This is a genomic window from Oryzomonas sagensis (genome assembly GCF_008802355.1).
Classification (GTDB): Bacteria; Desulfobacterota; Desulfuromonadia; order Geobacterales; family Pseudopelobacteraceae; genus Oryzomonas; species Oryzomonas sagensis.
In genome coordinates, this window is the sequence record NZ_VZRA01000001.1 from 519704 (window position 1) to 542799 (window position 23096).

Annotated in this window: 23 protein-coding genes; 18 read left to right on the forward strand and 5 right to left on the reverse strand. The window is 62.1% G+C overall.

The window, feature by feature from the left end; translation table 11 throughout:
• Positions 1-37: 37 nt before the first annotated feature.
• Positions 38-895, reverse strand: coding sequence for an undecaprenyl-diphosphate phosphatase (locus tag F6V30_RS02335; protein ID WP_151154896.1), 858 nt, complete (start codon positions 893-895; stop codon positions 38-40).
• 330 nt (positions 896-1225) lie between these two features.
• Here F6V30_RS02335 and F6V30_RS02340 point away from each other — a divergent pair, with 330 nt between their 5' ends.
• The 11 genes from F6V30_RS02340 (at position 1226) to flgM (ending at position 11778) form a co-directional block, all read left to right on the forward strand.
• Positions 1226-1471 carry a cupin domain-containing protein gene (locus F6V30_RS02340; protein ID WP_151154897.1) on the forward strand — a complete coding sequence of 82 codons (246 nt, stop codon included), beginning with the start codon at positions 1226-1228 and terminating at the stop codon, positions 1469-1471.
• A 3-nt stretch (positions 1472-1474) separates the two neighbouring features.
• Positions 1475-2053: a hypothetical protein gene (locus tag F6V30_RS02345; RefSeq protein ID WP_151154898.1), complete on the forward strand. Its 579-nt coding sequence runs from the start codon at positions 1475-1477 to the stop codon at positions 2051-2053.
• Between the two features lie 218 nt (positions 2054-2271).
• Complete coding sequence (gene lon / locus F6V30_RS02350; protein ID WP_151154899.1) at positions 2272-4587, forward strand: endopeptidase La; 2316 nt, start codon at positions 2272-2274, stop codon at positions 4585-4587.
• 168 nt (positions 4588-4755) lie between these two features.
• The gene (locus F6V30_RS02355; RefSeq protein ID WP_420850263.1) at positions 4756-5502 is read left to right on the forward strand and encodes an MlaE family ABC transporter permease; all 747 of its coding nucleotides are present in this window, start codon (positions 4756-4758) and stop codon (positions 5500-5502) included.
• Positions 5503-5509: 7 nt separating this feature from the next.
• A complete protein-coding gene (locus tag F6V30_RS02360; protein WP_151154901.1) occupies positions 5510-5980 on the forward strand; it encodes an EVE domain-containing protein in 471 nt (156 codons plus the stop codon).
• Positions 5977-6729, forward strand: coding sequence for an ABC transporter ATP-binding protein (locus F6V30_RS02365; protein WP_151154902.1), 753 nt, complete (start codon positions 5977-5979; stop codon positions 6727-6729). The genes F6V30_RS02360 and F6V30_RS02365 overlap by 4 nt, the downstream gene beginning before the upstream one ends.
• A 177-nt stretch (positions 6730-6906) precedes the next feature.
• Positions 6907-7989: an MlaD family protein gene (locus F6V30_RS02370; RefSeq protein WP_151154903.1), complete on the forward strand. Its 1083-nt coding sequence runs from the start codon at positions 6907-6909 to the stop codon at positions 7987-7989.
• Positions 7990-8086: 97 nt separating this feature from the next.
• Entirely contained in the window at positions 8087-9574 is a 1488-nt protein-coding gene (locus tag F6V30_RS02375; protein WP_151154904.1) for a M16 family metallopeptidase, read from the forward strand.
• Entirely contained in the window at positions 9571-10995 is a 1425-nt protein-coding gene (locus F6V30_RS02380; protein ID WP_151154905.1) for a M16 family metallopeptidase, read from the forward strand. Before F6V30_RS02375 ends, F6V30_RS02380 begins: the two co-directional genes overlap by 4 nt.
• A gap of 14 nt (positions 10996-11009) precedes the next feature.
• Positions 11010-11426: a bacteriohemerythrin gene (locus F6V30_RS02385; RefSeq protein WP_151154906.1), complete on the forward strand. Its 417-nt coding sequence runs from the start codon at positions 11010-11012 to the stop codon at positions 11424-11426.
• Positions 11427-11493: 67 nt separating this feature from the next.
• A complete protein-coding gene (gene flgM, locus F6V30_RS02390; protein WP_151154907.1) occupies positions 11494-11778 on the forward strand; it encodes a flagellar biosynthesis anti-sigma factor FlgM in 285 nt (94 codons plus the stop codon).
• Between the two features lie 67 nt (positions 11779-11845).
• Here the strand turns inward: flgM and pdxA are convergent, their stop codons facing one another.
• From pdxA to cobM, 3 genes are read right to left on the reverse strand one after another with little or no spacing between them, the layout of a single operon-like run.
• Complete coding sequence (gene pdxA / locus F6V30_RS02395; protein WP_151154908.1) at positions 11846-12844, reverse strand: 4-hydroxythreonine-4-phosphate dehydrogenase PdxA; 999 nt, start codon at positions 12842-12844, stop codon at positions 11846-11848.
• Positions 12837-13913, reverse strand: coding sequence for a cobalt-precorrin 5A hydrolase (locus tag F6V30_RS02400; RefSeq protein WP_151154909.1), 1077 nt, complete (start codon positions 13911-13913; stop codon positions 12837-12839). The genes pdxA and F6V30_RS02400 overlap by 8 nt, the downstream gene beginning before the upstream one ends.
• Before the next feature lies 1 nt (position 13914).
• On the reverse strand, positions 13915-14694 hold the full coding sequence (gene cobM, locus F6V30_RS02405; protein ID WP_151154910.1) for a precorrin-4 C(11)-methyltransferase: 780 nt from the start codon (positions 14692-14694) through the stop codon (positions 13915-13917).
• 125 nt (positions 14695-14819) lie between these two features.
• Here cobM and F6V30_RS02410 point away from each other — a divergent pair, with 125 nt between their 5' ends.
• The 7 genes from F6V30_RS02410 to F6V30_RS02440 all read left to right on the forward strand — a co-directional run bounded on the left by F6V30_RS02410 (position 14820) and on the right by F6V30_RS02440 (position 21800).
• Entirely contained in the window at positions 14820-15701 is an 882-nt protein-coding gene (locus F6V30_RS02410) for a hypothetical protein (RefSeq protein WP_151154911.1), read from the forward strand.
• 295 nt (positions 15702-15996) lie between these two features.
• Complete coding sequence (locus F6V30_RS02415) at positions 15997-17202, forward strand: efflux RND transporter periplasmic adaptor subunit (RefSeq protein WP_151154912.1); 1206 nt, start codon at positions 15997-15999, stop codon at positions 17200-17202.
• Positions 17203-17205: 3 nt separating this feature from the next.
• On the forward strand, positions 17206-17895 hold the full coding sequence (locus F6V30_RS02420; RefSeq protein ID WP_151154913.1) for an ABC transporter ATP-binding protein: 690 nt from the start codon (positions 17206-17208) through the stop codon (positions 17893-17895).
• Between the two features lie 107 nt (positions 17896-18002).
• Positions 18003-19229 carry an ABC transporter permease gene (locus tag F6V30_RS02425; protein WP_151154914.1) on the forward strand — a complete coding sequence of 409 codons (1227 nt, stop codon included), beginning with the start codon at positions 18003-18005 and terminating at the stop codon, positions 19227-19229.
• Between the two features lie 84 nt (positions 19230-19313).
• Entirely contained in the window at positions 19314-20060 is a 747-nt protein-coding gene (locus F6V30_RS02430) for an acyl-[acyl-carrier-protein] thioesterase (RefSeq protein WP_151154915.1), read from the forward strand.
• Between the two features lie 4 nt (positions 20061-20064).
• Positions 20065-20499 (forward strand): HIT family protein, encoded by a 435-nt coding sequence (locus F6V30_RS02435; protein ID WP_275938128.1) that lies wholly within the window; start codon positions 20065-20067, stop codon positions 20497-20499.
• The gene (locus tag F6V30_RS02440) at positions 20496-21800 is read left to right on the forward strand and encodes a M16 family metallopeptidase (RefSeq protein WP_151154917.1); all 1305 of its coding nucleotides are present in this window, start codon (positions 20496-20498) and stop codon (positions 21798-21800) included. Before F6V30_RS02435 ends, F6V30_RS02440 begins: the two co-directional genes overlap by 4 nt.
• Positions 21801-21889: 89 nt before the next feature.
• On the opposite strand, the gene F6V30_RS02445 is transcribed toward F6V30_RS02440, so the two are convergent.
• Positions 21890-23074 carry a hypothetical protein gene (locus F6V30_RS02445; RefSeq protein ID WP_151154918.1) on the reverse strand — a complete coding sequence of 395 codons (1185 nt, stop codon included), beginning with the start codon at positions 23072-23074 and terminating at the stop codon, positions 21890-21892.
• Between the last annotated feature and the right edge of the window lie 22 nt (positions 23075-23096).

Here is a 23096-nt window from a genome sequence, read left to right on the forward strand (position 1 = left end):
TAGATTCAATAGGGGTGGGTATTTTCGCCGGAATTTTTCATACGCCGATTCCATGGAAAATAAACACAACGAGCGAGGCGCCCAGGCAATAGTAGCCGAAGAAGTGCCAACGCCCTTTCTCCAACCAGTCGGAGAGCCAGCGCAGGGCCAGAAGTCCCGCGAGGAAGCTCGACATCATCCCCACGACACCGGGGAGGAAGAGACCCATCAGATCCGCTCCCGATGTGGCGAGCTCATGCGCTTTGAGCAACCGCAGGATCTCGCGGGCGATGACGGGCGGGGTCAACACCACGGCCAGGGCAAAACTGAATTCCTCGGCCTTTACCCTGGCGACCCCCAGCAAGAGACCGACGGATATGGTCGCCCCGGAGCGGGAAAAGCCCCGGAACGGGAGACAGAGCCCCTGCACCATGCCAATCAGGATTGACTCTCCCGTCCCAATCTCGCGAGGCTTCACCGGGGGGGTTCCTCTCAGGCCGGCGATGATGATCAAAAGCCCTGCCGCGGCCAGGGCCGCCGAGATCAGGCCCAGATTACCGAACAACAGTTCGATCTCGGCATGCGGGACGTTGCCCAGGGCAAAACGTTCGATCAACGCCTTCAGCGCCAGCCCCACAGCTCCAGTCAAGATCGTGGCGAGTGTGATCAGCTTGAGGGATGCCATAAATTGCCGACGCGAGGCAAAGAACCCACTCTTCCAGGATTTCCAGAAATAGCAGATCACCGCAAACATGGTGCCGGTGTGGAGCATGACTAAAAGCAGCGTCATCTCCGGGGTGGTCGGGTCGAGTCCCATCAGCTTGGCAATCACAATGACATGGGCGGAACTGGACACGGGCAAGAGCTCGGCGGCCCCTTGAACTGCCGCAAGAATAAGGATATGGACTATGGTCATGGAGGGTGTCACCTACCGATCGGTCGGGATATTGAAAAAACGGCGTCCGGAGTCCCCGGATAAGGCGAGACTAGCATAAAAAACATGACACTGCCAGATGGCAACGCCACGGGCAGTTCAAAACGTGAGGGCATGACGGCAATGGCCATTCATGGCAGTCTGACCGGTCTCTTGCCTGAAAATGATTGCAATATCTCAAACCAATGGCAGAATGGGCCGTACTTGACGGCACCTCTACCAATACGGTCCGGGAATCCGCTCCTTCTATCTGCGGTTAACCGCGGTTTCCATGACCAGCAATCTCGGCAGTAATGAGGAATACCACTAGCCATGCACACCCACACCGCCCCTTATTGGACCGAACTGCTACAGCTCGCCCGCCATCCCGAGGGGGGATGGTTCCGCGAGACCTACCGCTCCGCCGAAAAGGTGGCCGGCTCCGGCGATTTTGCCCTGGTGGGGTGCACCGTGGCGCCCGGCTTCGATGTCAACGACTTCGAATCGGGGAATGAGCGCGACCTGGCCGAACTCTTCCCGCAGCACGAAGCGCTCATCGGGCGCTTGACCCGGGGCTAGGCCATGCCGCTGCCCCGCGATCAGGAGATCGCCTGCCAGCAGGTCCTGGTGGACGACGCGTCGGTCTTCTCCATCCAGTGGAGCGTCTTCCCGGCCACCCTTGCGGCGCCGCTCACGCCGGAGATACTCCTGGACCGCTATCTGGCCTACATCCGCCGATGCACCGCCACCGTCATCCGCCCCCACTGCTCGGCCTCGGGCATTCGGTTCCGCCTGTTCACCAGCCGCTGGAGCCTGATCAGCTTCCTCCCGCCGGTGGCAGAGCAACAGGCCGTCGTGCTGCGCATCTGCGGCGGCATGCTGGTGCAGCCGGGTCAAAACGAGCGGGGCGAACTGCGCTTCGGCGTCAAAGAGCTGCCGGACGGCGTCCGCGTCTCCCTGGAACTCTCCGAATATTGCCCCCTGCTCCTCGGCAGCCCCTCGCCCTCACCATTCCGCCGTCTGCTCTACCGCCTCTCCCAGGCGGCAGTTCACCGGCTGGTGACGGTTCGCTTCCTGGCGCGGCTCTATCGGGAACTGGCGGGACCGGGCGCCCGCGTTCGCGTGGTGGGTGTCAAGGTACGGGACGGACAGCCGGTGTAGGTTCGCCGCCGCATCGGCCTCGCCCCTTGGGCCCGACCGAAAGCAGACCCACGGCCGGCCTGCCCCACGTGGTCAGAACCATCTGAATTTTATACAATTACCGGACCATGACCGGAGAAGACCGTCGTTTCGGGGTTTAGATTTTTGAATAAGCTCCGAAAGTATGTTAAAAGAATAAGACATCACTTATCACCCCTTCAGACAAGGAACAGGTTTCCATGCCCCATACAAACATCGAAATACCGGAAAGGCTGCCGCTCTACCCCCAGAAGGAGATGGTGCCCTTTCCCTACATGATCTTCCCGCTCTACGTGGACGAACGCGAATTGCGCGTCTTCTCCGAAGCGGACAATTATGAAAAGTACGTGGCCATCGTGCTGCTCCGCCCGGAGGCCGCCACCGCCAGTACCCTGGCGGATATGAGCGAGATCGGGACACTCTGCCGGGTCAATCAGATCAAAAAGCTGGGAGACGGCAGGTTCAAGGTGACCCTGGAAGGGATGGCCCGGCTGCGCATCCTGGGCATCGAGCAGACCGCTCCGGTCATGCTGGCCACCTGCGAACTGGTGCGGGAATTCGTGGAGAAGAGCCTGGTATCCGAGGCGCTGGTGCAGAGCCTGAACGCCCTGCTGAAGATCTCCCTTTCCCACGGCAAACCGCTGCCGGATGACGTCATGAAGATGATCGACTACATCGACAACCCGGCGCGCCTGTCCGACCTGGTGGCGCTGTACGTCAACCTGCCGGCCTCCGACCTGCAGGAACTGCTGGAAACCGTCGATCCCCTGGACCGCCTCAAAAAGGTCTACGTGCACCTGACCAACGAGGTTCAGCGCATGCAGATCAAGAACGAGGTCTCCAGCGAGGTGACCCGCCGGGTCGGCAAAAATCAGAAGGAATACATCCTGCGCGAGCAGATGAAGCACATCCAGGAAGAGTTGGGCGAGGAAGACCCCCGCGCCTCGGACATGAACGAGTTGCGGCGGCTGATCGAGGAGGCCGGCCTGCCGGAAGAGGTCCAGAAGATCGCCGACAAGGAACTCAAACGATTGGAGCGGATCAACCCGGCCTCCCCCGAGTACACCGTATCCCGCACCTACCTGGACTACCTGGCCGGCATGCCCTGGAACAAGAGCACGGAAGACAGTCTGGACATGGTCCGGGCCGAGGAGATCCTCAACGAGGACCATTACGACCTGAAAAAGGTCAAGGAACGCATCATGGAGTTCCTGGCGGTGCGTTCCCTCAAGGAGAACATGAAGGGGCCGGTGCTCTGCTTCGTCGGCCCTCCCGGCGTGGGCAAGACCAGCCTGGGCAAATCCATCGCCCGCTCCCTGGGGCGCAAATTCGTGCGCATCTCCCTGGGGGGGGTGCGGGACGAGGCCGAAATCCGCGGCCACCGCCGCACCTACATCGGCGCCCTGCCCGGCCGGATCATCAAGGAACTCTTCCGCTGCGGCAGCAACAACCCGGTCTTCATGCTGGACGAGATCGACAAGCTGGGGCTGGACTTCCGCGGCGACCCGGCCTCGGCACTGCTGGAGGTGCTGGACCCGGAGCAGAACTTCTCGTTCAACGACCATTACCTGGACGTCCCGTTCGACCTGTCCAAGGTCATGTTCATCACCACAGCCAACCAGCTCGACCCGATCCCCGGCCCGCTCAAGGACCGCATGGAGGTCATCCGCCTGGCCGGCTACAGCACCGAGGAGAAGCTGCACATCGCCCGCAACTTCATCATCCGCCGCGAGATCGAGGAAAACGGCCTCACCGGCACGCCTCCCGAATTCCATGACGCGGCGGTGCTGAAGGTGATCGGCGACTACACCCGCGAGGCGGGCGTGCGCAACCTGCAACGCACCATCGGCTCGGTCTGCCGCAAGGTGGCCAAGGAGATCACCCAGAAAAAGGAGCCCCGCCGGGAGATCACCACCGAGGTGGTGACGGAACTGCTCGGGCCGCGCAAGTTCCACAACGAGGTGGCGGCCGAGGACGACCGGATCGGCGTGGTGACCGGCATGGCCTGGACCGAGACCGGCGGCGACATCCTCTTCGTGGAGGCCACCAGCATGCCGGGCAAGCCGGAACTGATCCTGACCGGCTCCCTGGGGGACGTGATGAAGGAATCGGCCCGGGCCGCGCTCTCCTACGTGGAGGCCCATTACGGCGATTTCGGCATTGCCCCGGACGCCTTCGAAAACAGGGTCATCCATATCCACGTGCCGTCGGGGGCCATCCCCAAGGACGGCCCGTCCGCCGGCGTGACCATGGTCACGGCCCTGGTGTCGCTCCTGACGAACAGGCCCGCCAGGCGCAATGTATCCATGACCGGCGAGATCACCCTGACCGGCAGGGTACTGGCCATCGGCGGCCTCAAGGAGAAGGTGCTGGCCGCCCACCGGGCCGGGGTCAGGAAGATCATCGCCCCGGACCGCAACCGCGACGACCTGGAGGATATCCCCGAGAACGTGCGCCGGGAGCTGGAGTTCACCTTTATTCACGAGGCCGCCGAGGCGGTGGCCGTGGCGCTGTAGGGGGTTGGTGAAAAACAGCCATCAGGCCTTCATCCTCGAATGCCCTTTTGTGCGGCGTAGCAAAGCTCACGCCTCCGCAGGGTTTGCCGAACGGGTGCGACGATCTGACTATTTTTGAACAACCCGCGTTTAAAAGGCACTATGAATATTACCGTCATCGACAAGCTCATGCTGCGCTTCTTCGCCGAGCTCCAGGGGTGGTTCGCCCTGGCGGCCACGACCTTCGCACGCATGTTCCGCCGTCCCTATTATTACCGCGAATTCGCCGTGCAGTTCGATAAACTCGGTTTTTCCTCCCTGTTCATCTGTATGCTGACCGGCCTGTTCACCGGCATGGTCATGGCCCTGCAGGCCCTGGTGCAGCTCAAGCCCTTTGCCGCCACCAGCTACGTGGGGGGCATGGTGGCGGTGACCATGATCAAGGAGTTGGGGCCGGTGCTGGCCTCCCTCATGGTGGCCGGCCGGGTCGGCTCCGCCATTACCGCGGAGTTGGGCACCATGGTGGTCACCGAGCAGGTTGACGCCATGCGGGTGGAGGGGACCGACATCGTCAAGCGGCTCGTGGCGCCGCGGCTGAAGGCCATGCTCCTGGCGCTGCCGCTCCTGACCGCGGTGGCCGACGCCGTCTCGCTCCTGGGTGGCTATATCATGGCCTCGGGCTACGGCATCAACCCCACCATGTACCTCAAGGGCATCCCTCAATTCATGGTCTTCCAGGACCTGATCGAGGGGTTGGTCAAACCGACCTTCTTCGGCTTCCTGATCGCCATGACCGGTTGCTACGTGGGGCTCAACACCCGCGGCGGCGCCGAGGGGGTGGGCAACTCGGCCAAACAGGCGGTGGTGGTTTCGTCGGTGCTGATCCTGATGTTCGATTTCTTCCTGACCAAGATCTTCGTGGTCTTCAGGGGATAGGATAACCATGGCCTACTGGCTCTTCAAAACCGAACCGGGCTGTTTCTCCTTCGACGACCTGAAGGCCCGCCCGAACATGACCGAACCGTGGGACGGGGTGCGCAACTACCAGGCGCGCAATTTCCTGCGGGACCGGATCAAGCCGGGCGACCGGGTGCTGTTCTACCACAGCAATATCCCCGAGCCTGCCGTTGTCGGCATTGCCGAGGTGGTGCGGGGGGGATACCCCGATTCCACGGCCATGAACCCGGCGGGCGAGCATTTCGACCCCAAGGCGTCGCCGGAGAACCCGATCTGGTACATGGTGGACGTGCGCTATGGCGAGCCGCTGCCCCGGCCGGTCTCCCTCGAACAGATCAAGGGCAACCCCCTTCTGGCCGAAATGCCGCTGGTCAAGCGCAGCCGGCTCTCGGTCCTGCCGGTAACGGCCGATGAGTGGCGGATCATCCTGATCATGGGCGGAGCGGAACCCAAATGAGCGGCAGCGATTCCATCCGCATGGAGAAACTGTCCTACTCGGTGGGGGGGCGGAAGATCCTGGAGGATTTCGACTTCTGCCTGGAGCGGGGGGTCAACCGCACCATCCTGGGGGTAAGCGGCGCCGGCAAGACCACGATCCTCAAGCTGCTCCTGGGGCTGCTCCCCCCCCAATCGGGGCGGGTCTGCATCGGCGACGTCTGCATCACCGGCCAACCGGAGTCAATCTTCAGCGAACAACGCAAGCGCATCGCCATCGTCTTCCAGGGAGGGGCGCTGTTCGATTCCATGACCGTGGGGGAGAACGTGGGCTACCGGCTGTTCGAGGAGGGGCGCCTCACCGAAGGGGAGATCGAACGGATCGTGCGGGAAAAGCTCTCCTTCGTGGGTGTGGAAGAGGCCGTGAACCTCTATCCCGCCGAACTGTCGGGCGGCATGAAGAAACGGGTCGCCATCGCCCGCGCCCTGGCGGCCAACCCGGATTTCATCTTCTTCGACGAGCCGACCACCGGCCTCGACCCCATCGGTGTCTATAACATCTGCAACCTGATGCAGCGCCTGCAGGCCGAGGGGAAGACCACCCTCATGGTGACCCACGACCTGGCCACAGCCTTCGCCACCTCGGAGCGCTTCACCTTCCTGCACCAGGCGCGGATGATCTTCGAGGGGACCGAGGCCCAGATGCGGGCCTGCACGATCCCGGAGGTGCAGGAGTTCTTGCAGCCGACGCAAGAGTCGCTGTTTGTGTAAACACGCATTATTGCCACGGAGCCACGGAGGGATCACAGAGTTTTCGAGCAGATGAGCGCCGGAACGACGGCAGCGTTTTCCAGCTCATCTCAAGATTCACCACCCTGCGTTTTCTCAAAGATGTTCTCCGCGGCTCTGCGGCGGATTGTGATTTTAAACCGGAACAGGTGAAATTATATGGAACGGAGCAACAAGATAGGCTGGGCCCAGGTACGCGCCGGCGTGTTCATCTTCGTAGCGATGATATGCGTTGCCGGCGGGGTGCTGCTCATGGGGCAGAAGACCAAGATGTTCGTCCCCAAGGGGAAATTGCAGGTGGTGATGGACGACGTGGCCGGCCTCAAGGAGGGCGCCCCGGTCTGGCTGGCCGGGGTGGACGTGGGGGTCGTGACCGATATCCGTTTCGCCGATCCCCAAAAGACCAACGAGGTGGATATCCGCCTGGAGATCGATGACGAGGCCCTGAAAAAGATCGGCGCCGATTCGAAGATCACCATCAAGACCCGGGGGCTCATGGGGGAAAAATACGTGGACATCACCCCGTCGCAGTACTATTTCGAAAAACCGGTCGCCGTTCTGCGCGGCACACCGGTCGTGAAGCTGGACGACGTGGTGCAGAAAGCCGGCACCACCTTCGACCGCCTGAACACGATCGTGGACAATATCACCCAGGGCAAGGGGACCTTGGGCAAGCTGACCACCGACGCCAGCCTCTACACCAACATCGTCAGCCTGACCGGCGAACTCCACGCGCTGGCGGTCACCATCAACCGCGGCGAGGGGACCCTGGGCAAGCTGAACCGCAACCCCGAGCCCTACAACAGGCTGGTCAGCATCCTCAACCGGGCCGACCAGACGCTCCGGGACATCCAGGAGTCCGACGGCACCATGAACAAGCTGATCTACGACAAGGCGCTCTACGACAAGCTGGTCACCCTGGCGCAAAAGAGCAATGATGCCGCCGACTATGTGCGGGAGCTGAACAAGAAGATCACCTCCAGGGACAGCACCCTCGGTCTTTTGATCAATGACCGGGAGTTCTACGACAAGGGGCTGTCGCTGCTGACCCGGGCCGACAATTCGGTCAAGTCCATCGAGGAGGTTACCGCCAGGATCAAGAGCGGCGAGGGAACGGCCGGCAAGCTGGTGACCGACAAGGAGTTGTACGAACGCATGAACCACATGGTGGACAACCTGGACGCCCTGGTGAAGGATTTCAAGGAGCATCCCCGCAAATACATCAAATTCTCATTGTTTTAAATCGCCCATCATCTTACCATGATAGACACGGTGCCCGGCCTCCGATCAGGAGACCGGCACCGTGCCGGACGAAAAGAAAAACCAGAGGTGAAAACCTATGAAACGGATGTGGTTGTTTCTCATAGCGCTCTGCCTGTGCTCAACCAGCCTCTTTGCCTCAGGGTTGGAAGACAAGGTCGTCGAGCATACCATGAAGAACGGCATGAAACTCCTGCTGGTGGAGCGCCATACCTCCCCGACCGTGGCGGCCTGGATCCGGTTCCGGGTGGGGAGCGTGGACGAGCGGAGCGACGAGCAGGGCATCGCCCACATGCTGGAACATATGCTCTTCAAGGGCACCACCACCCTGGGGACCAAGAACTATGCCGCGGAAAAGCCGCTTTTGGACAAGATCGAACAGACCGCCCAGGCGATGATCGCGGAGAAGGCCAGGGGGGATAAGGGAGACAAGGCCAAGATAGCCGATCTGGAAAAACAGTTGGCGGCGCTGGAGGCGGAGGCGTCCCGGTATGTCATCAAGGATGAGTTCTTCGAACTGTACGCCAAGAACGGCGGCGTGGGGTACAACGCCTTCACCAGCCGCGACGGCACCACCTACCTGATCAACCTGCCGGCCAACAAGCTGGAGTTGTGGGCGGCCATCGAGTCCGACCGCATGCAGAACGCCGTGCTGCGGGAGTTCTATTCGGAGCGGGCCGTGGTGATGGAAGAACGCCGCCGTTCCACCGACGCCGACCCGGAGAACAAGCTGTGGGAGACCTTCGTCGCCTCCGGCTTCCTGGTCCATCCCTACGCCCATCCCACCATCGGCTGGATGTCGGATATCGAGAACCTGACCCGCACCAAGGCCGAGCGCTTCTTCCACTCCTACTACGGCCCCCAGAGCGCCATCGTGGCCATCGTGGGGGACATCGACACCGAGGCGACCATCGCCCTGGTGGAACGCTATTTCGGCGCCATCAAGCCCGGGAAACTCCCGGCGCCGGTCACTGCCGAAGAACCGAAGCAGGAAGGGGAACGGCGCATCGAACTGGTGGCCGAGGCCGAGCCGACCATGATGGTCGGTTTCCACAAGCCGGCCATCAACGCGGCCGACGACTACGTCTTCGACGTGATCAGCATGATCCTGGGCAACGGCCGGACCTCGCGCCTGTACCAGAAGCTGGTCATCGAAAAGCAGATCGCCACGGAGGTGGGGGTCTTCGATGCCCCGGGCAGCCGCTATCCCAACCTCTTCCTCGTCAACGCCAACCCCCGCGCCCCCCATACCACCAGGGAGGTTGAGGAGGCCATCCTCCGTGAACTGGAACGGCTCAAGACCGAACCGGTCGCCGCGCGGGACCTGCAGCGCGTCCTCAACAAGATCGAATACGAAGATGCCCGCAGGATGGGCACCAACGGCGGCCTGGCCCGCAACCTGACCGAGTACGAGGCGGTCGCCGGCACCTGGCGCTACATGACCGAATACCGCCGCAAGGTGGCGTCGGTCACCGCCGCCGATATCCAGCGGGTTGCCAGACAGTATTTCACCGAGGAGAACCGCATGGTTGGATTCCTCAGCAAAAAGGGGGGTGACGGCAAATGAAACGACTGATCCTCTCCCTCGTGCTCCTTGTTACGGCATGGGCGGCTGTTGCCGCCGCCGACGGCGGAAAGGCCGATCCCCGCACCATGAGCTTCCCCGAGTTGCGCTTCGAGATCCCCACCGCCGAACGGGTGGTGCTGGAATGCGGCATGCCGGTCTATCTGCTGCGGGACACGGAATTGCCCATCATCAACATCACCGCCCTGGTCCGCACCGGATCGGTCTATGAGCCGGCTGCCAAAGCCGGCCTGGCGGCCCTGACCGGCAGCGTCATGCGCAGCGGCGGCGCCGGCGGACTCTCGCCGGAACAGATGGACGACGAACTGGAGTTCATGGCCTCGGCGGTGGAGAGCGGCATCGGCCCCGACATGGGCACGGTCTCCCTGACGTCGCTCACCAAGAACTTCAGCCGGACCCTGCGCATCTTCGGCGATGTGCTGCTGCACCCCGACTTCAGCCAGAAGCGGGTCGATCTCGCCCGCAAGCACCTGATCGAAGGATTGCGGCGGCAGAACGACGACCCCAAGGAGATCGCCGGGCGGGAACTCAACCGGGCCATCTACGCCGGCCACCCCCTGGGCGCGGTTCCCACCTTTGCCTCGGCCAACGCCATTACGCGCCAGGACATGGTTGATTTCCACCGTCGCTTCTTCCGGCCGGACAGGGTGATCCTGGCGATATCGGGGGATTTCGACCGTGGGGCCCTGCTCAGGGAGTTGAACGCCGTTTTCGGCAAACCGGCCATTACCCCTCCGGCGGCGCTGCCGGATATTCCCCAGCCGAAGGCGGAATTCCGCCCCGAGGTGATCTACGGCAAAAAAGAGGTCAACCAGACCGTGATCCGCATGGGACACCTGGGGGTCACCAAGGACTCCCCCGACATCTACGCCCTGCGTATCATGGACTATATCCTGGGGGGGAGCTTCACCTCGCGCCTGACCATGGAGATCCGCACCAATCAGGGACTGGCCTACAACGTTGACAGCCGCTTCGACGTGGGTCGGCGCTTCACCGGCACCTTCATCGCCGAGACCGAGACCAAGGCCGGGTCCACCGGCAGGGCCGTCTCCCTGATGGAGGAGATCATCGCCGGCATGACCAGGGAGCCGGTGAGCGACCAGGAATTGAAGGCGGCCAAGGATTATATCATCAACTCCTTCATGTTCGGTTTCACCAGCCCCGCTTCCATCGTGACCCAACGGGCGCGACTGGAGTTCTACGGCTATGCTCCCGGCTACCTGGAAGGCTATCGGGACAACATCGCCCGGGTGACGAAGGAGGAGGTGCTGGCTGCCGCCCGAAGGCATCTGAGGCCCGAGGCGTTTAAACTGGTGGTGGTGGGCGACGCCGCCAAATTCGACAAACCGCTGACCGCCTTAGGCGCTGTCCGCGAACTGGATCTCAAACAACCTGAAAAGTAAGGGGTAAGGGAATTATGGCACTTCCTGAGTGGGATGAAAGCATGGCGCTGCATCTTCCCGCCGTCGACAGCCAGCACAAGCAGTTGCTCGGCTGGATCAAGGCGCTGGGCGACGCGGTGCAGAAGGGCGAGGGCGCCCGGATCATCGACGAGGTCCTGCAAAACCTGATCAACTACGTTCACGAGCACTTCTCCGCCGAGGAGCGCCTGATGCTTGCCCATAACTTTCCCGGCTTTACGGGCCACCGCCAGGAACACGATTTTTTCGTTGCCAAGCTCAAGGATCTGCATACCGGCGTCACGAGCGGGGAGGAGTTGAGCGGCAAGACCCTGGATTTTCTGATCGATTGGACGATCTCCCACATCAAGGGCACCGACCAGAGATACGGCCGGTTTATCCGGGAAACCGCGGCAGGTTCCAAATTGGATTAAAGCTTTACCCCTACTCTGCCGATGTAGTTTAAAAGAGCAGAAGAGCACGTTTGCAGAGGAGGCCGCCATGAAGATCGAAACCGGTGTTCAAGCCCTGGCCAAGCCGCAGAGAAAAGAGATAAAAGGTTCATCCGCGCAGAGGAGCGCCGATGCCACATCGACACAGGATGAGGGGGACGCATTCAGCGTCGAGCTTTCATCGACCACCGCGAAGCTGCTGTCTGCCGCCCCTACTGAGGACACCATCCGTTGGGAGAAAGTCGCCTCCATCAGGGACCAGTTGGCGGCGGGCACCTACAGTATCAGCGGCAAGGATGTCGCGGCCAAGATGCTGAATGCCTTTACGGGCTGAAGAAGAAACCCCGCCGCTGCCGCCGGGGTTTTTCAGGTGAATAATTTCCCTCCACACTGCCTCCCCTTTATACACCCGCCATTCCCATGGCCATCCTGATGGCCGCCAGCAGGCTCTTCTCCGAAGCCGTGCCGGTCCCTGCCAGACCATAGGCCGTGCCGTGGTCCACCGATGTGCGGATAATCGGCAATCCCAGCGTGACGTTGACCCCGTCGTCGAAATGGAGCATTTTGAGCGGTATCAGCCCCTGGTCATGGTACATGGCCACCACTCCGTCGTACAAACCCTGTTGAGCGAAATGAAAAAGGGTATCCGCCGAAAGCGGCCCCTGGGCGTCGATCCCCTCGTGCTGCGCCGCTTCGATGGCCGGTGCGATTGCCAGTTCCTCCTCGTTGCCGAACATCCCACCCTCGCCGCAGTGCGGGTTGAGCGCCAGCACCGCCAGGCGCGGGGCGGATTTGCCGGTCAGGCGCCGGACCCCGTCCGCCGTGACCCGGATCGTATTCAGCACCCGGTCCCTGGTGATCAGGCCGGGAACGGCACGAAGCGCCTCATGGATCGTCACCAGGCTGACCCGGAGCACATCGCCCGCCAGCATCATCACATAATCGTCCACCCCGCACAGCTCGGCCAAAAGTTCGGTGTGCCCGTGGTACACATGGCCGGCGCGGTTCATGGCCTCCTTGTTGATGGGCGCCGTGACCATGGCCGCCACCCGGCCCGCCAGGCAGAGGCGGGCAGCCGTGCAGATATAGCTATGGACGGCATCGCCGGCAGCCAGCGTGGGCTTCCCGTACTGCATATCCCCTTCGGGCAGGCGGGAAACCGGCATTAACGCCACGGCGCCCTCCGGGACGTGGCGCGCCTCCTCGGGCGCAACGATTTCGACGGGTTTCAGCCGCGAACCGCAGACGTGCGCCGCCCGGTCAAGGGCACCCCTGTCGCCGACGACCAGGGGCGTGCACCCCGCGGCTACCTGGGGATTGCCCAACGCCTTGACGATGATCTCCGGCCCGATGGCGCAGGGATCGCCCATGGTGATCGCTATCAGGGGTTTTTCAGACATGGGGCTCCTCTTCCTCGATCTCGGCCACCGCCAGGGTGACGTTCTCCGACTTGACCTTCTTCAGCAGCAATCTTCCGCCCCCCGAACCGAGTATGGCCGCCGGTTCCGCCACCCCCGAGGCGCCGATGGCCGCCATGGCATGGGACGACGGCGGCGACGGGGCGGCGACGGCATTCAATTCGTCGCTCCCGAAGAACGCCAGGGGAACGCCCAACCGCTCAGCAAAGGCGATCAGCCCATCCTCGTCTCGCTTGACCGCTACCGTGGCCACCAGGCGCACGCTCTTGCGGGAGAGGAAGATGCGCTTGAGTTGAGCCGTAACGAAATCATCGATATCGTCCACCGTCGTGCCGCGGTTGCAACCGATGCCCAACACCAGGTTGCTGGGGCGCAGGATCAGCAGGTTGTCGGGCTGGGTCTGGGGCGGAAGATGACGATTGGTTACGAACAGGAATCCTTGGGCCGGGCTCTCCATGGCCTCGGCAAAGGTGTCGTGGAAGGAGGTCTTGCCCCGACCGCACAGCCAGCAGCGCGTCTTCCCCGTGGGATCGACGACGGCGATCTCCTCGCCGTCCAGGAGCAGCCGGTTGAGCACCTTGACCCGGCCGATGTCGTCGATCACCCACCCCTGCTCCTTGGCCAGGAGGTCAAAGGAGGGGAGACCATTGACATCGGTGGCGGTGGTGATGACCGGCCGCGCTCCGGTGATGAAGGCGCAGCGTTCGGCCAGTTCGTTGGCGCCGCCCAGATGGCCCGCAATGAGCGAGATGGCGAATTTGCCCGCATCGTCCATCACCACCACGGCCGGGTCGGTCTCCTTGGACTCCAGAAGCGGCGCGATCATGCGCACCACGATGCCGGCGGCCATGATGAAGACGAAACCGTCGTACCCCTTCCAGAGTGCGGCGGCCAGCGTCTTCAGGTCGGCAGGGTCGAAGAGGCGCCTGGCCGTTCCGGCCTGGCCGGCATAGCGGCTGGAAACATGCAGCTCCGCTTCGGGCAGCCCTCCCCGCAACCGCTGCCCCAACTGCGCCCCGTTACGGGTTATGGCGATCACGGCGACGCGCATGTCACCCTATGGCGCCGCCGCGAAAACCGTGGGAGAAACCGTCGTCGTAGAGCAGCGAGCGGGCCGTGAGCCCTTCGCGGCGCGCCGCCAGCACATCGCCCACGATGATCAGGGCCTGGCGGTCGATGCCCGCCTCCCGGACCTTGGCGGCGATATCGGCCAGGGTCCCCTCGATGATCAACTCATCCTCCCAGGAGGCGCGGCAGACCACGGCGGCGGCGGTCTCCGGGGTGTAGGCGCCGGCCAGAAGCTCTTCCACCACCCGGTCGATCATGCCCACCGAGAGATAGATCACCAGCGTGGCGCCGATGCCGGCGATCCGGCTGAGGCGTTCCCGTTCCGGCACCGGCGTGCGCCCCTCCATGCGGGTGAAGATCACCGACTGGGACACTTCCGGCAGGGTCAGTTCCTGTTTGAGGGCGGCGGCGGCGGCAAAGGCGCTGGTCACGCCGGGCACCACCCGGTACGCCACCCCCAGGCGGTCCAGAGCCTCCATCTGTTCCTGGATGGCGCCGTAGATCGATGGGTCGCCGGTATGAAGCCGCACCACGCTCTTGCCGGCCGAGACGGCTTCCATGACCACGGAGAGAACCTCGTCGAGGGTCATGCCGGCCGAATCGTACACATCCGCCGTGGCGGCATAACGACGGACCAGCTCCCGGTCCACCAGGCTGCCGGCATAGACGACCACATCGGCATGGCGCAAGAGCCGCGCGCCGCGGATAGTGATGAGGTCGGCGGCCCCCGGTCCCGCACCGACGAATGAAACCTGTAGCGACATGAGATGTTCTCCAGAAAATGCAACTCTATTGTAATAAAAACTAGTACGTTCTGTAATCCGAAAACGGCACCATGTCAAGGCCAGGCGGCTATTTAGCGGACGTCCAACGGCAACAGAACTGCGATATGGCGACACCCTGCGGCCAAAGCTCGTTTGCCAGTGCTTCGCCTGAAATAGTGACAACTATTATCCTTGATTTGTTAGCACCTTATAATAGCTTCGCGAAAGCTCCATTTATTTGCCTCCAGCGGTCCACATATTGCAATTTAAATAAATTTTCTATGAACCGGATTCAACCGGCGATAATTTACTGGCAGTGGACCATTGTGAAAATATATTTTTCTTGCGTCATCTCCATAATCATTTTTCTATGCCAGGGTGTCATGGTAGCTTACTGTGGGCCCAATGCCGGGACAGGCGTCAAAGGATCAAAACATGACCTGAATATGTTCACCTTGCAGGGGCAAGACCCGCAGGGACGAATTTGTGTTTATTGCCATGTGCCGCATCATGCTGAAAAAGGAACGACACTGACTCCGCCACTCCTCTGGGCCGCAGCGGCCAATAAATCCTTTGCCCCCTACGCAAGCGCCACGTTCGACGCGTTCATAGAAGATCTCACCATGGGGCCTACCAAAATATGTCTTTCTTGCCATGACGGAACCATTGCCAGCGATACCCATCCGAATTTGAGATCCGACGCCTTTGGCGGCGCAGGCGTAGGCATGAGTAGCGACCTCAGCAATGACCACCCCATAGGCTTCGATTATCTGAAAATAGTTCAAAGCAAGCCGGATGACTATAAATCTCCCAATGCACTCTGGCACAACGGCAATGGAACCGTTACCGTTGCGAGCTGCCTATATCAAGGCAAGTATGTCACCTGCGCCACCTGCCACGATATGCACAATACAAAAAATGTGGCAGACCCCGAAAACTCATATAATTACTTCATTTATTCGAGACAAAAGGACTCATCCCTCTGCCTGAGTTGCCACCTGAAATGAATTATTTTGAGTTGACATTTCCACCGGCTCATATAAGATTGATTCAGTCTTATTTTACAGCCACGAAAGGAGAACCCGACCATGTGGACTGCAAGATTCAGAATTCGTCCGGTATCCCACTGCAAAGAGGGTTGCCCTAGCCGGCCCGCTGCGTGATCCGCCGCGGGCGTTTCGAAAAAGCCCCCTGCCCTCTGGACAGGGGGCTTTTTTTTTGAAGGTAATCTGTTATGATGCCGGTTCGAGCAACAATGGCATTCCACTCCAGTTGGCTGTCTGCAAAGCGAAAGAGAACGGCATGAAAAAATATCTCCTCATCCTGGCTGCCATCCTGCTCGCGGCCGGCACCGCAGCCGTCTTCTTTCTCAAACGCACGCCCGAGATCAGCTACAAAACCGCCAGGGTCGAGCGGGGGGCCATTATTGCCGCCGTGTCGGCCACCGGCAACCTGAGCGCCGTCATCACCGTCCAGGTCGGCACCCAGGTCTCGGGCACCATTCAGAAGCTCTACGTCGATTACAACTCGCGGGTCAAAAAGGGGCAACCGATTGCCGAGATCGACCCGTCGCTCTTCAGGGCCGCGGTGGAGCAGGCCGCGGGAAATTACCGCAACGCCGAGGCCAACCTGATGAAGGCCAGGGTCACGCTGGCCGACGCGGAGCGGACCATGAAACGCACCAAAAAGCTGCTGGCCGACGGCATCATCTCCCAAAGCGACTACGATGTGGCCGAAACCGCGTGGCAATCGGCCAAGACCGGCATCAAGGCGGCCGAGGGGAGCGTGGTCCAGACCCGCGGGGCGCTCATGCAGGCCCGCACCAACCTGAATTACTCGGTCATCCGCTCGCCCGTGGACGGCACCGTCATCTCCCGCGCGGTGGATGTGGGGCAGACCGTGGCGGCCTCCTTCCAGACCCCGACCCTCTTCACCATCGCCCAGGACCTGACCAAGATGCAGATCGAGGTCAGCGTGGACGAAGCCGACATCAGCCGCATTACCCTCGGCCAGCCCACCTCCTTTACGGTGGATTCCTACCCGGAACAGACCTTCAAGGGCAAGGTGGTCCAGATCCGCAGCGCCCCGATCATCACCCAGAACGTGGTCACCTACATCGTGGTGGTCAATGTGGACAACAGCGACTTGAAGCTCAAACCGGGCATGACCGCCAACGTATCCATCGAGGTGGCCCGCAAGGACAACGTGCTCAAGCTCCCGCCGGCCGCCCTGCGCTTCAAGCCGAAGACAAGGGAGAGCGCGGCCAGGGACGCACGCCCCGCACAGCCGGAAGCGGGTAAGGGCCAACGCCGGGATAAGGGGCAACGGGTCTACATCCTCAAGGAGAACAAACCGGTCCCCATCACGGTAAAGACCGGCATCTCCGACGCCGGCTCCATCGAGCTGACGGAAGGGGGGCTGAAGGAGGGGGATGCGGTCATCGTCGAACAGGTGGGCGGCGACGCCAAGAAGAAGAGCGGCGGCTCTCCCATGGGCCCGCGTTTCTAAACCATGGGCGAGGTCATCTCCCTCAAGGATATCCGCCGCGTGTTCACCATGGGCGACCAGCGATTCGAGGCATTGCGGGGCATTTCCTTCAACGTCGCCGCAGGTGAATTTGTGGCCATCATGGGCGCATCGGGCAGCGGCAAGTCCACCTGTATGAACATCCTGGGTTGCCTGGATCACCCCAGTTCGGGCACCTACCTGCTGGACGGCCTCGATGTGGCCGGCATAGACCTCAACCGGCTGGCCGGCATCCGCAACAGGAAGCTGGGCTTTGTCTTCCAGGGGTTCAACCTGCTGGCCCGTACCCCGGCGGTGGAGAACGTGGAACTCCCCCTGGTCTATGCCGGATTGTCCGCGAGGGAGCGCCGCGCAATGGCGCTAACGGCCTTGGAGCAGGTCGGGCTGGGGGGCAAGGAGGGCAATCACCCCAGCCAGCTTTCCGGGGGGCAGCAACAGCGGGTGGCCATCGCCCGAGCCCTGGTCAACAACCCGGCGGTGATCCTGGCCGACGAACCGACCGGCAACCTGGACAGTTCGACCAGCGAGGAGATCATGGACCTGTTCACCGACCTGAACAGGCGCGGCATCACCATCATCATGGTCACCCACGAGGCGGATGTGGCGGCCTATGCCGGACGCAGGATAACCTTCCGCGACGGGCAGATCATCGGGGATACCGGGGCGAATCCGTAAAAAGTCCATCTGCTGCGTTACGCTCGTCACGTTCCCCGCAAGCAGAGCTTGCGGGAGCTTTCTACGGACTCGTGGAGGGCAAGTTTTTTGAGATCGAGGGCTTATACGTGGACCTCCTCCAAACCCTGAAAATAGCCCTGCGGGCCCTGCGCACCAACAAGCTGCGCTCGTTTCTGACCATGCTGGGGATCATCATCGGCATCGCGGCCGTGATCGCCATGATGGCCGTGGGGGCCGGGGCACGCCACGTCATCTCCCAGCAGATCGCCAGCATCGGCAGCAACATCATACTGGTCATCCCCGGCTCCACCACCAGCGGCGGCATCCGCATCGGCAGCGGCGCCAGCCAGACCCTGACCAGCGACGACGCCAAGGCCATCATGGCCGAGTGTCCCTCGGTGGAGACCGCCGCTCCCACGGTGCGCAGCACGGGCCAAGTGGTCTACGGCAACATGAACTGGTCCACCATCATCATGGGGAGCACGCCGGAGATGTTCGATATCCGCGAATGGCCGGTGACAAGCGGCCGCAGCCTTGTCCAGCAGGACGTGGACAGCGCCGCCAAGGTCTGTCTGCTGGGGCAGACCGTGGCGGAGAACCTGTTCGGCTCCACCGACCCGGTGGGCAAGATGGTGCGCATCAAGAAGGTCCCCTTCACCGTGGTCGGCCTCCTGGAGCGCAAGGGGCAATCCCCCCAGGGGACCGACCAGGACGATGTGATCTTCGTGCCGCTCCGCACGGCCCAGCGCAAACTGGTCGGCTCCCAGTTCCCCAACACCGTGGGGGCGGTCATGATAAAGGCCAAAAGCGAGGCCCTCCTGAGCAAGGCCGAAGACGAGGTCAATGACCTGCTCAAACAGCGGCACCGCATCACCGGCAGCAAGGAGCCGGATTTTTCCACCCGCAACCTCTCGGAGATCCTGGCCGTGGCCGAGCAATCCTCGAAGGCCATGTCCCTGCTGTTGGGCGCAGTCGCCTCCATCTCCCTGCTCGTCGGCGGCATCGGCATCATGAACATCATGCTGGTGTCCGTTACCGAGCGGACCCGGGAGATCGGCATCCGCATGGCCATCGGCGCGCGCAAGAACGACATCCTCCTCCAGTTCATGACCGAGGCGGTGCTGCTGACCATGATCGGCGGCCTGATCGGCATCTGCCTGGGGGGGGCGGGGGCCATGGTCGTCTCCCGGATCCTGTCGTGGCCGACGCTTATCTCGGTCGAATCCGTCAGCGTCGCCTTCATCTTCTCCGGTGCGGTGGGCATCTTCTTCGGTTTCTACCCGGCCCGCAAGGCGGCCGGGCTCAGTCCCATCGACGCACTGCGCTACGAATGAGGGCGTGAAACGTGAATGGATGAATCGTGAAAAAGCCTTTGCCACCCACGTTTCGCCATTCACTATTCACAAAAAAAGGCACGCATGGAACCAAGCATTTTCACGAATGATTTTCCGGTTCGCTACCATGACCTGGACAGTTGCGGCAATCTGCGGGTGGCGACCCTGCTCAACTACCTGCAGGACACGGCAGGGATGCATGCGGCCCTGCTGGGCGTCTCCCTGGCGGACCTGCACAAGCTGGGGCTGACCTGGGTGCTGTCACGCATCCATCTGCTGGTGGAACGCTATCCCCGCGCCGGGGAAACCGTGACGCTCCGAACCTGGCCCGCGACCCGCCAGGGGCTCTTCACCTGCCGCGAGTTCGAACTGTGCGACCGCCTTGGCGCCTGCGTGGCGCGGGCGACCACCTCGTGGGCGGTAATGAAGGTCGCCACCCGCCGCCCGGTCCGCCTGGACGGGAACCTCCCCCCCTATCCGCTGGTGTCCGGGCGGGCGGTCGACGACGACTTCGCGCCGTTGCCCCCCTTTCCCGAAGCCGCCACAACAGAGATGGGGTTCCGGGTACTGCGCGGCGACCTGGACATGAACCACCACGTCAACAACACCATCTATGCGGGATGGGCGCTGGAAGCGGTGCCCGATGCCGTGGCGACGGGCTGCCTGACCGAACTGGAGATCGCCTTCCGGGCCGAGGTCCGGCACGGCGACAGCATTACGTCCCGCTGCGCCGTTACGGACACGGAGCCGACAACCTGCTGCCTGCACCAGATCGCAAGCCAGCGGGACGGCAAGGAACTGGCGCGCCTGCGCACCCGCTGGAAAAAATAAGAACATACCGGAGCTATCCATGACCCTATCACCATGCCCCATGTGCAGCCGTTGGGAGAGCGACGCCGATCTGCGCATCGCCGAACTCGAACACTCCTATGTCATCCTCAACCGCGACCAGTTCTTCCCCGGTTACACGCTGCTGTTCAGCAAAACCCACGTTACCGAGCTGTTCCACCTTGATCGCCGGGTGCGGGGCGAGCTGATGGAAGAGATCAGCCGGGTGGCCGAGGCGTTGTTCGCCACCTTCCGGCCCGACAAGATCAACTACGAACTCCTGGGCAACATGGTCCCCCATATGCACTGGCATCTGGTGCCCCGCTTCGCCTCGGAGCCGCTCTGGCCGCGCCCCATCTGGGCCGAGCCCCATGACGACGTGCTCCTGACGCCGGAAGCCTACCGCCAGGCCATCGAGCGGATCCGGGAGGCGCTGGCATGATCCGGCCGTTTCTTCACACCCTGAGCAACGGCCTGCGGGTCGTATGCGTCGAGATGCCCCACCTGCATGCGGCCGAACTGGCGATCTACGTCAAGGTTGGGGGGCGCAACGACCCGCCCGGCAGGGAGGGACTGTCCCACTTTCTGGAACACATCCTCTTCCGCGGCACGGCCGATTATGCCTCGTCCCTTGCGATCGAGACCGCCTTCGAGGCGGTCGGCGGGGCTCCCAATGCCGCCACCGACGCCGAATCCACCTGCTACTATTCCCGCGTCCACCCGGACCATGTGCGGCACGGCCTGGAAATCTTCGCCTCCATGCTGCTGCGGCCGCTTCTGGAGGGAATCGAGGTCGAACAGCGCATCATTGCGGAGGAGGCGCGGGAAGACCTGAACGAGCGGGGGGACGAGGTCAACCCCGACACCATCACCAGCCGCCTCCTCTGGCCGCGCCACCCCTTGGGCATGCCGACCATCGGCACCCTGGAGAGCATTGCCGCCATCGACCGGGCAGACCTGGCGGCGCACCTGCAACGCTACTATGTACCCACCTCCGCGGTGGTCGTGGTTGCCGGGCCGGTGCGCAGCCGTGAAGTCTTCGCCGCCGCCGGCGAGGTCTTCGGCGCCTGGGGCGGGGCGACAGCGCCGCCGACCCCCATGGTCACCAAGCGCAACACCACCCCCCAGATCCGCTTCGTGCGCGACTCCGACAGCCAGGTAAATCTGCAGCTTTCCTTCCTGGGCTTTCCCCGCAACGACCGCCACTTCATGGCCGTTCGCCTCTTGCGCCGAATCCTGGCCGGCGGCGGCAGTTCGCGCCTGCACCTGCGGCTGCGGGAGGAGCTGGGGATCGTCTATTCCGTGGAGGGGGCCGTTGGGGCCTACGACGAGACCGGCTGCCTGACCTTCGACCTCTCCACCGCCCCCGCGAACCTGCCCCAGGCGATCGAGGTCACCCTGGACGAACTCCGGCGCATGGCGGACGCACCGATGACAACGGCAGAACTGGACCGGTTCCGCCAGTCCTACATCTTCGACCTGGAATACAGCCGCGACTCGGCGTACGAAATGGGGGTGCGCTACGGTTGGGGGGAACTGGTGGGGGTCAAGCGGAGCATCGAGGAGGACCAGGAAGAGGCGCGCCGCATCACGGCGGAGATGCTGCAGGAAACGGCCCGCGCCCTCTTTGCGCCGCAAAACCTGAACCTGGTGGTCGTTGGGCCCTACAAGACCGGCATGAAGAAAACGGCCCGGGGGTTGATCGAGCGCTACGCGGAACGCTTTACGCCTCTTATCCCCTGAAGCTGCCGGAACGGAATCTGGCATTCATCAGACAGAAGAGAGCCGGGGCGACTATGCGCCCCGGCTCTCGGTCTTTTATTTCCTCAAGATCATTTATGTACGCTTAACGTCACGCCGGTCACATCCGCTGTGTTGGCATCGACCAGCACGGTATTGGTCAGGCTAAAAGCCGATGCCAAGGGGGCGACGGTCCCCTGCGTAACGTCAAAGACCACCCTGATGATATCGCCAGCAACCAAGTTACCTGTACCTGCTGTGGCAAAGTTCAATTTGAGTGTGGCCGGGGTGGTTGTGGAGGTATAACTCCCGTTAAGCAACGACGACGTGCTCCCCGCCAGTGGGGTAAGAACGCCGTCCAGCGGTTCGCCGCTGGTAATGGCGTGAGCGCGGACTTTGATCCCGGTGGGCAGATTGATTGTCGTTTGAATCGCCTTGACCGACGCAACGTTGGTTCCGCTCAAAGCAAGGGTCAATGTCATAGTGGTGGTGCCGATATTTTGCAGGCCGGTGTCGAAAACAGTTGTCACGCCGGTTTGATTATGGGTGGTATCGGCAAGGAATGCGCTAAGCGCGGTTGTTAGATTAGTGGTTGTCCCCGCTGACATGCCGGTGGTCAGACCGATTCCCTCAAGTAAAACGCCAAGTTGAGCCGATAGGTCTGTGGAAGAATTGGTTTTCATAAATTGCGAAATGGTCGCCAGGGCCAGGGCATAGTCCTTCTGTGCCTGGGTGGCTGCACTGAACGCGGTTGCCGTAGGAGCAACCGGCAATGTGGCAATGATGTCCATCTTGAACAGTTGCGATATCATGCTGTTGGCCGCATCGATATTTGTCTTGGTCAGCTTGTTGCCGGCGGTTTTCGCCAGCCTGAGGGCAAGTTCGGTCAGGGGGGTGACCGCAACGCTGAGGGGGCCGCCGGCAGCGTTCACGGCCGCACGCAAAGGGGCAGCTGCCGGAATGGTCATGGTGCTTGGGGATGTGGCCTCGTCGGTGTAGCTGCCCCCGGTCACCTCGACGATCACCGGCCCGGTATAGGAGCCAATATCGATCTTGTAAATACCGTTGGCATCGGTTGTCCCGGTGCTGCCGAGTTGTTTTTTAACCTCGTTGGCACTGCTGTAGGCAGCAAACACCTTCACCGTGCCGCCCGAAATGATCCCGGCGGAGGCCACACCGCTGACGACGGTTGATGCGGAGTTGCCATAATCACCGCTGCCGCAGGCGGAAAGTGCGAGTACCATGCCAAGCAATACCAAACCTTTTATAACATTCATATTTACCTCTCCGTAATGGTTG

Coding starts and splice junctions, on each gene's coding strand:
- F6V30_RS02335 (WP_151154896.1), bottom strand. CDS start 895: ATGACCATAGTCCATATCCTTATTCTTGCGGCAGTTCAAGGGGCCGCC.
- F6V30_RS02340 (WP_151154897.1), top strand. CDS start 1,226: ATGCACACCCACACCGCCCCTTATTGGACCGAACTGCTACAGCTCGCC.
- F6V30_RS02345 (WP_151154898.1), top strand. CDS start 1,475: ATGCCGCTGCCCCGCGATCAGGAGATCGCCTGCCAGCAGGTCCTGGTG.
- lon (WP_151154899.1), top strand. CDS start 2,272: ATGCCCCATACAAACATCGAAATACCGGAAAGGCTGCCGCTCTACCCC.
- F6V30_RS02355 (WP_420850263.1), top strand. CDS start 4,756: ATGCTGCGCTTCTTCGCCGAGCTCCAGGGGTGGTTCGCCCTGGCGGCC.
- F6V30_RS02360 (WP_151154901.1), top strand. CDS start 5,510: ATGGCCTACTGGCTCTTCAAAACCGAACCGGGCTGTTTCTCCTTCGAC.
- F6V30_RS02365 (WP_151154902.1), top strand. CDS start 5,977: ATGAGCGGCAGCGATTCCATCCGCATGGAGAAACTGTCCTACTCGGTG.
- F6V30_RS02370 (WP_151154903.1), top strand. CDS start 6,907: ATGGAACGGAGCAACAAGATAGGCTGGGCCCAGGTACGCGCCGGCGTG.
- F6V30_RS02375 (WP_151154904.1), top strand. CDS start 8,087: ATGAAACGGATGTGGTTGTTTCTCATAGCGCTCTGCCTGTGCTCAACC.
- F6V30_RS02380 (WP_151154905.1), top strand. CDS start 9,571: ATGAAACGACTGATCCTCTCCCTCGTGCTCCTTGTTACGGCATGGGCG.
- F6V30_RS02385 (WP_151154906.1), top strand. CDS start 11,010: ATGGCACTTCCTGAGTGGGATGAAAGCATGGCGCTGCATCTTCCCGCC.
- flgM (WP_151154907.1), top strand. CDS start 11,494: ATGAAGATCGAAACCGGTGTTCAAGCCCTGGCCAAGCCGCAGAGAAAA.
- pdxA (WP_151154908.1), bottom strand. CDS start 12,844: ATGTCTGAAAAACCCCTGATAGCGATCACCATGGGCGATCCCTGCGCC.
- F6V30_RS02400 (WP_151154909.1), bottom strand. CDS start 13,913: ATGCGCGTCGCCGTGATCGCCATAACCCGTAACGGGGCGCAGTTGGGG.
- cobM (WP_151154910.1), bottom strand. CDS start 14,694: ATGTCGCTACAGGTTTCATTCGTCGGTGCGGGACCGGGGGCCGCCGAC.
- F6V30_RS02410 (WP_151154911.1), top strand. CDS start 14,820: ATGGCGACACCCTGCGGCCAAAGCTCGTTTGCCAGTGCTTCGCCTGAA.
- F6V30_RS02415 (WP_151154912.1), top strand. CDS start 15,997: ATGAAAAAATATCTCCTCATCCTGGCTGCCATCCTGCTCGCGGCCGGC.
- F6V30_RS02420 (WP_151154913.1), top strand. CDS start 17,206: ATGGGCGAGGTCATCTCCCTCAAGGATATCCGCCGCGTGTTCACCATG.
- F6V30_RS02430 (WP_151154915.1), top strand. CDS start 19,314: ATGGAACCAAGCATTTTCACGAATGATTTTCCGGTTCGCTACCATGAC.
- F6V30_RS02440 (WP_151154917.1), top strand. CDS start 20,496: ATGATCCGGCCGTTTCTTCACACCCTGAGCAACGGCCTGCGGGTCGTA.
- F6V30_RS02445 (WP_151154918.1), bottom strand. CDS start 23,074: ATGAATGTTATAAAAGGTTTGGTATTGCTTGGCATGGTACTCGCACTT.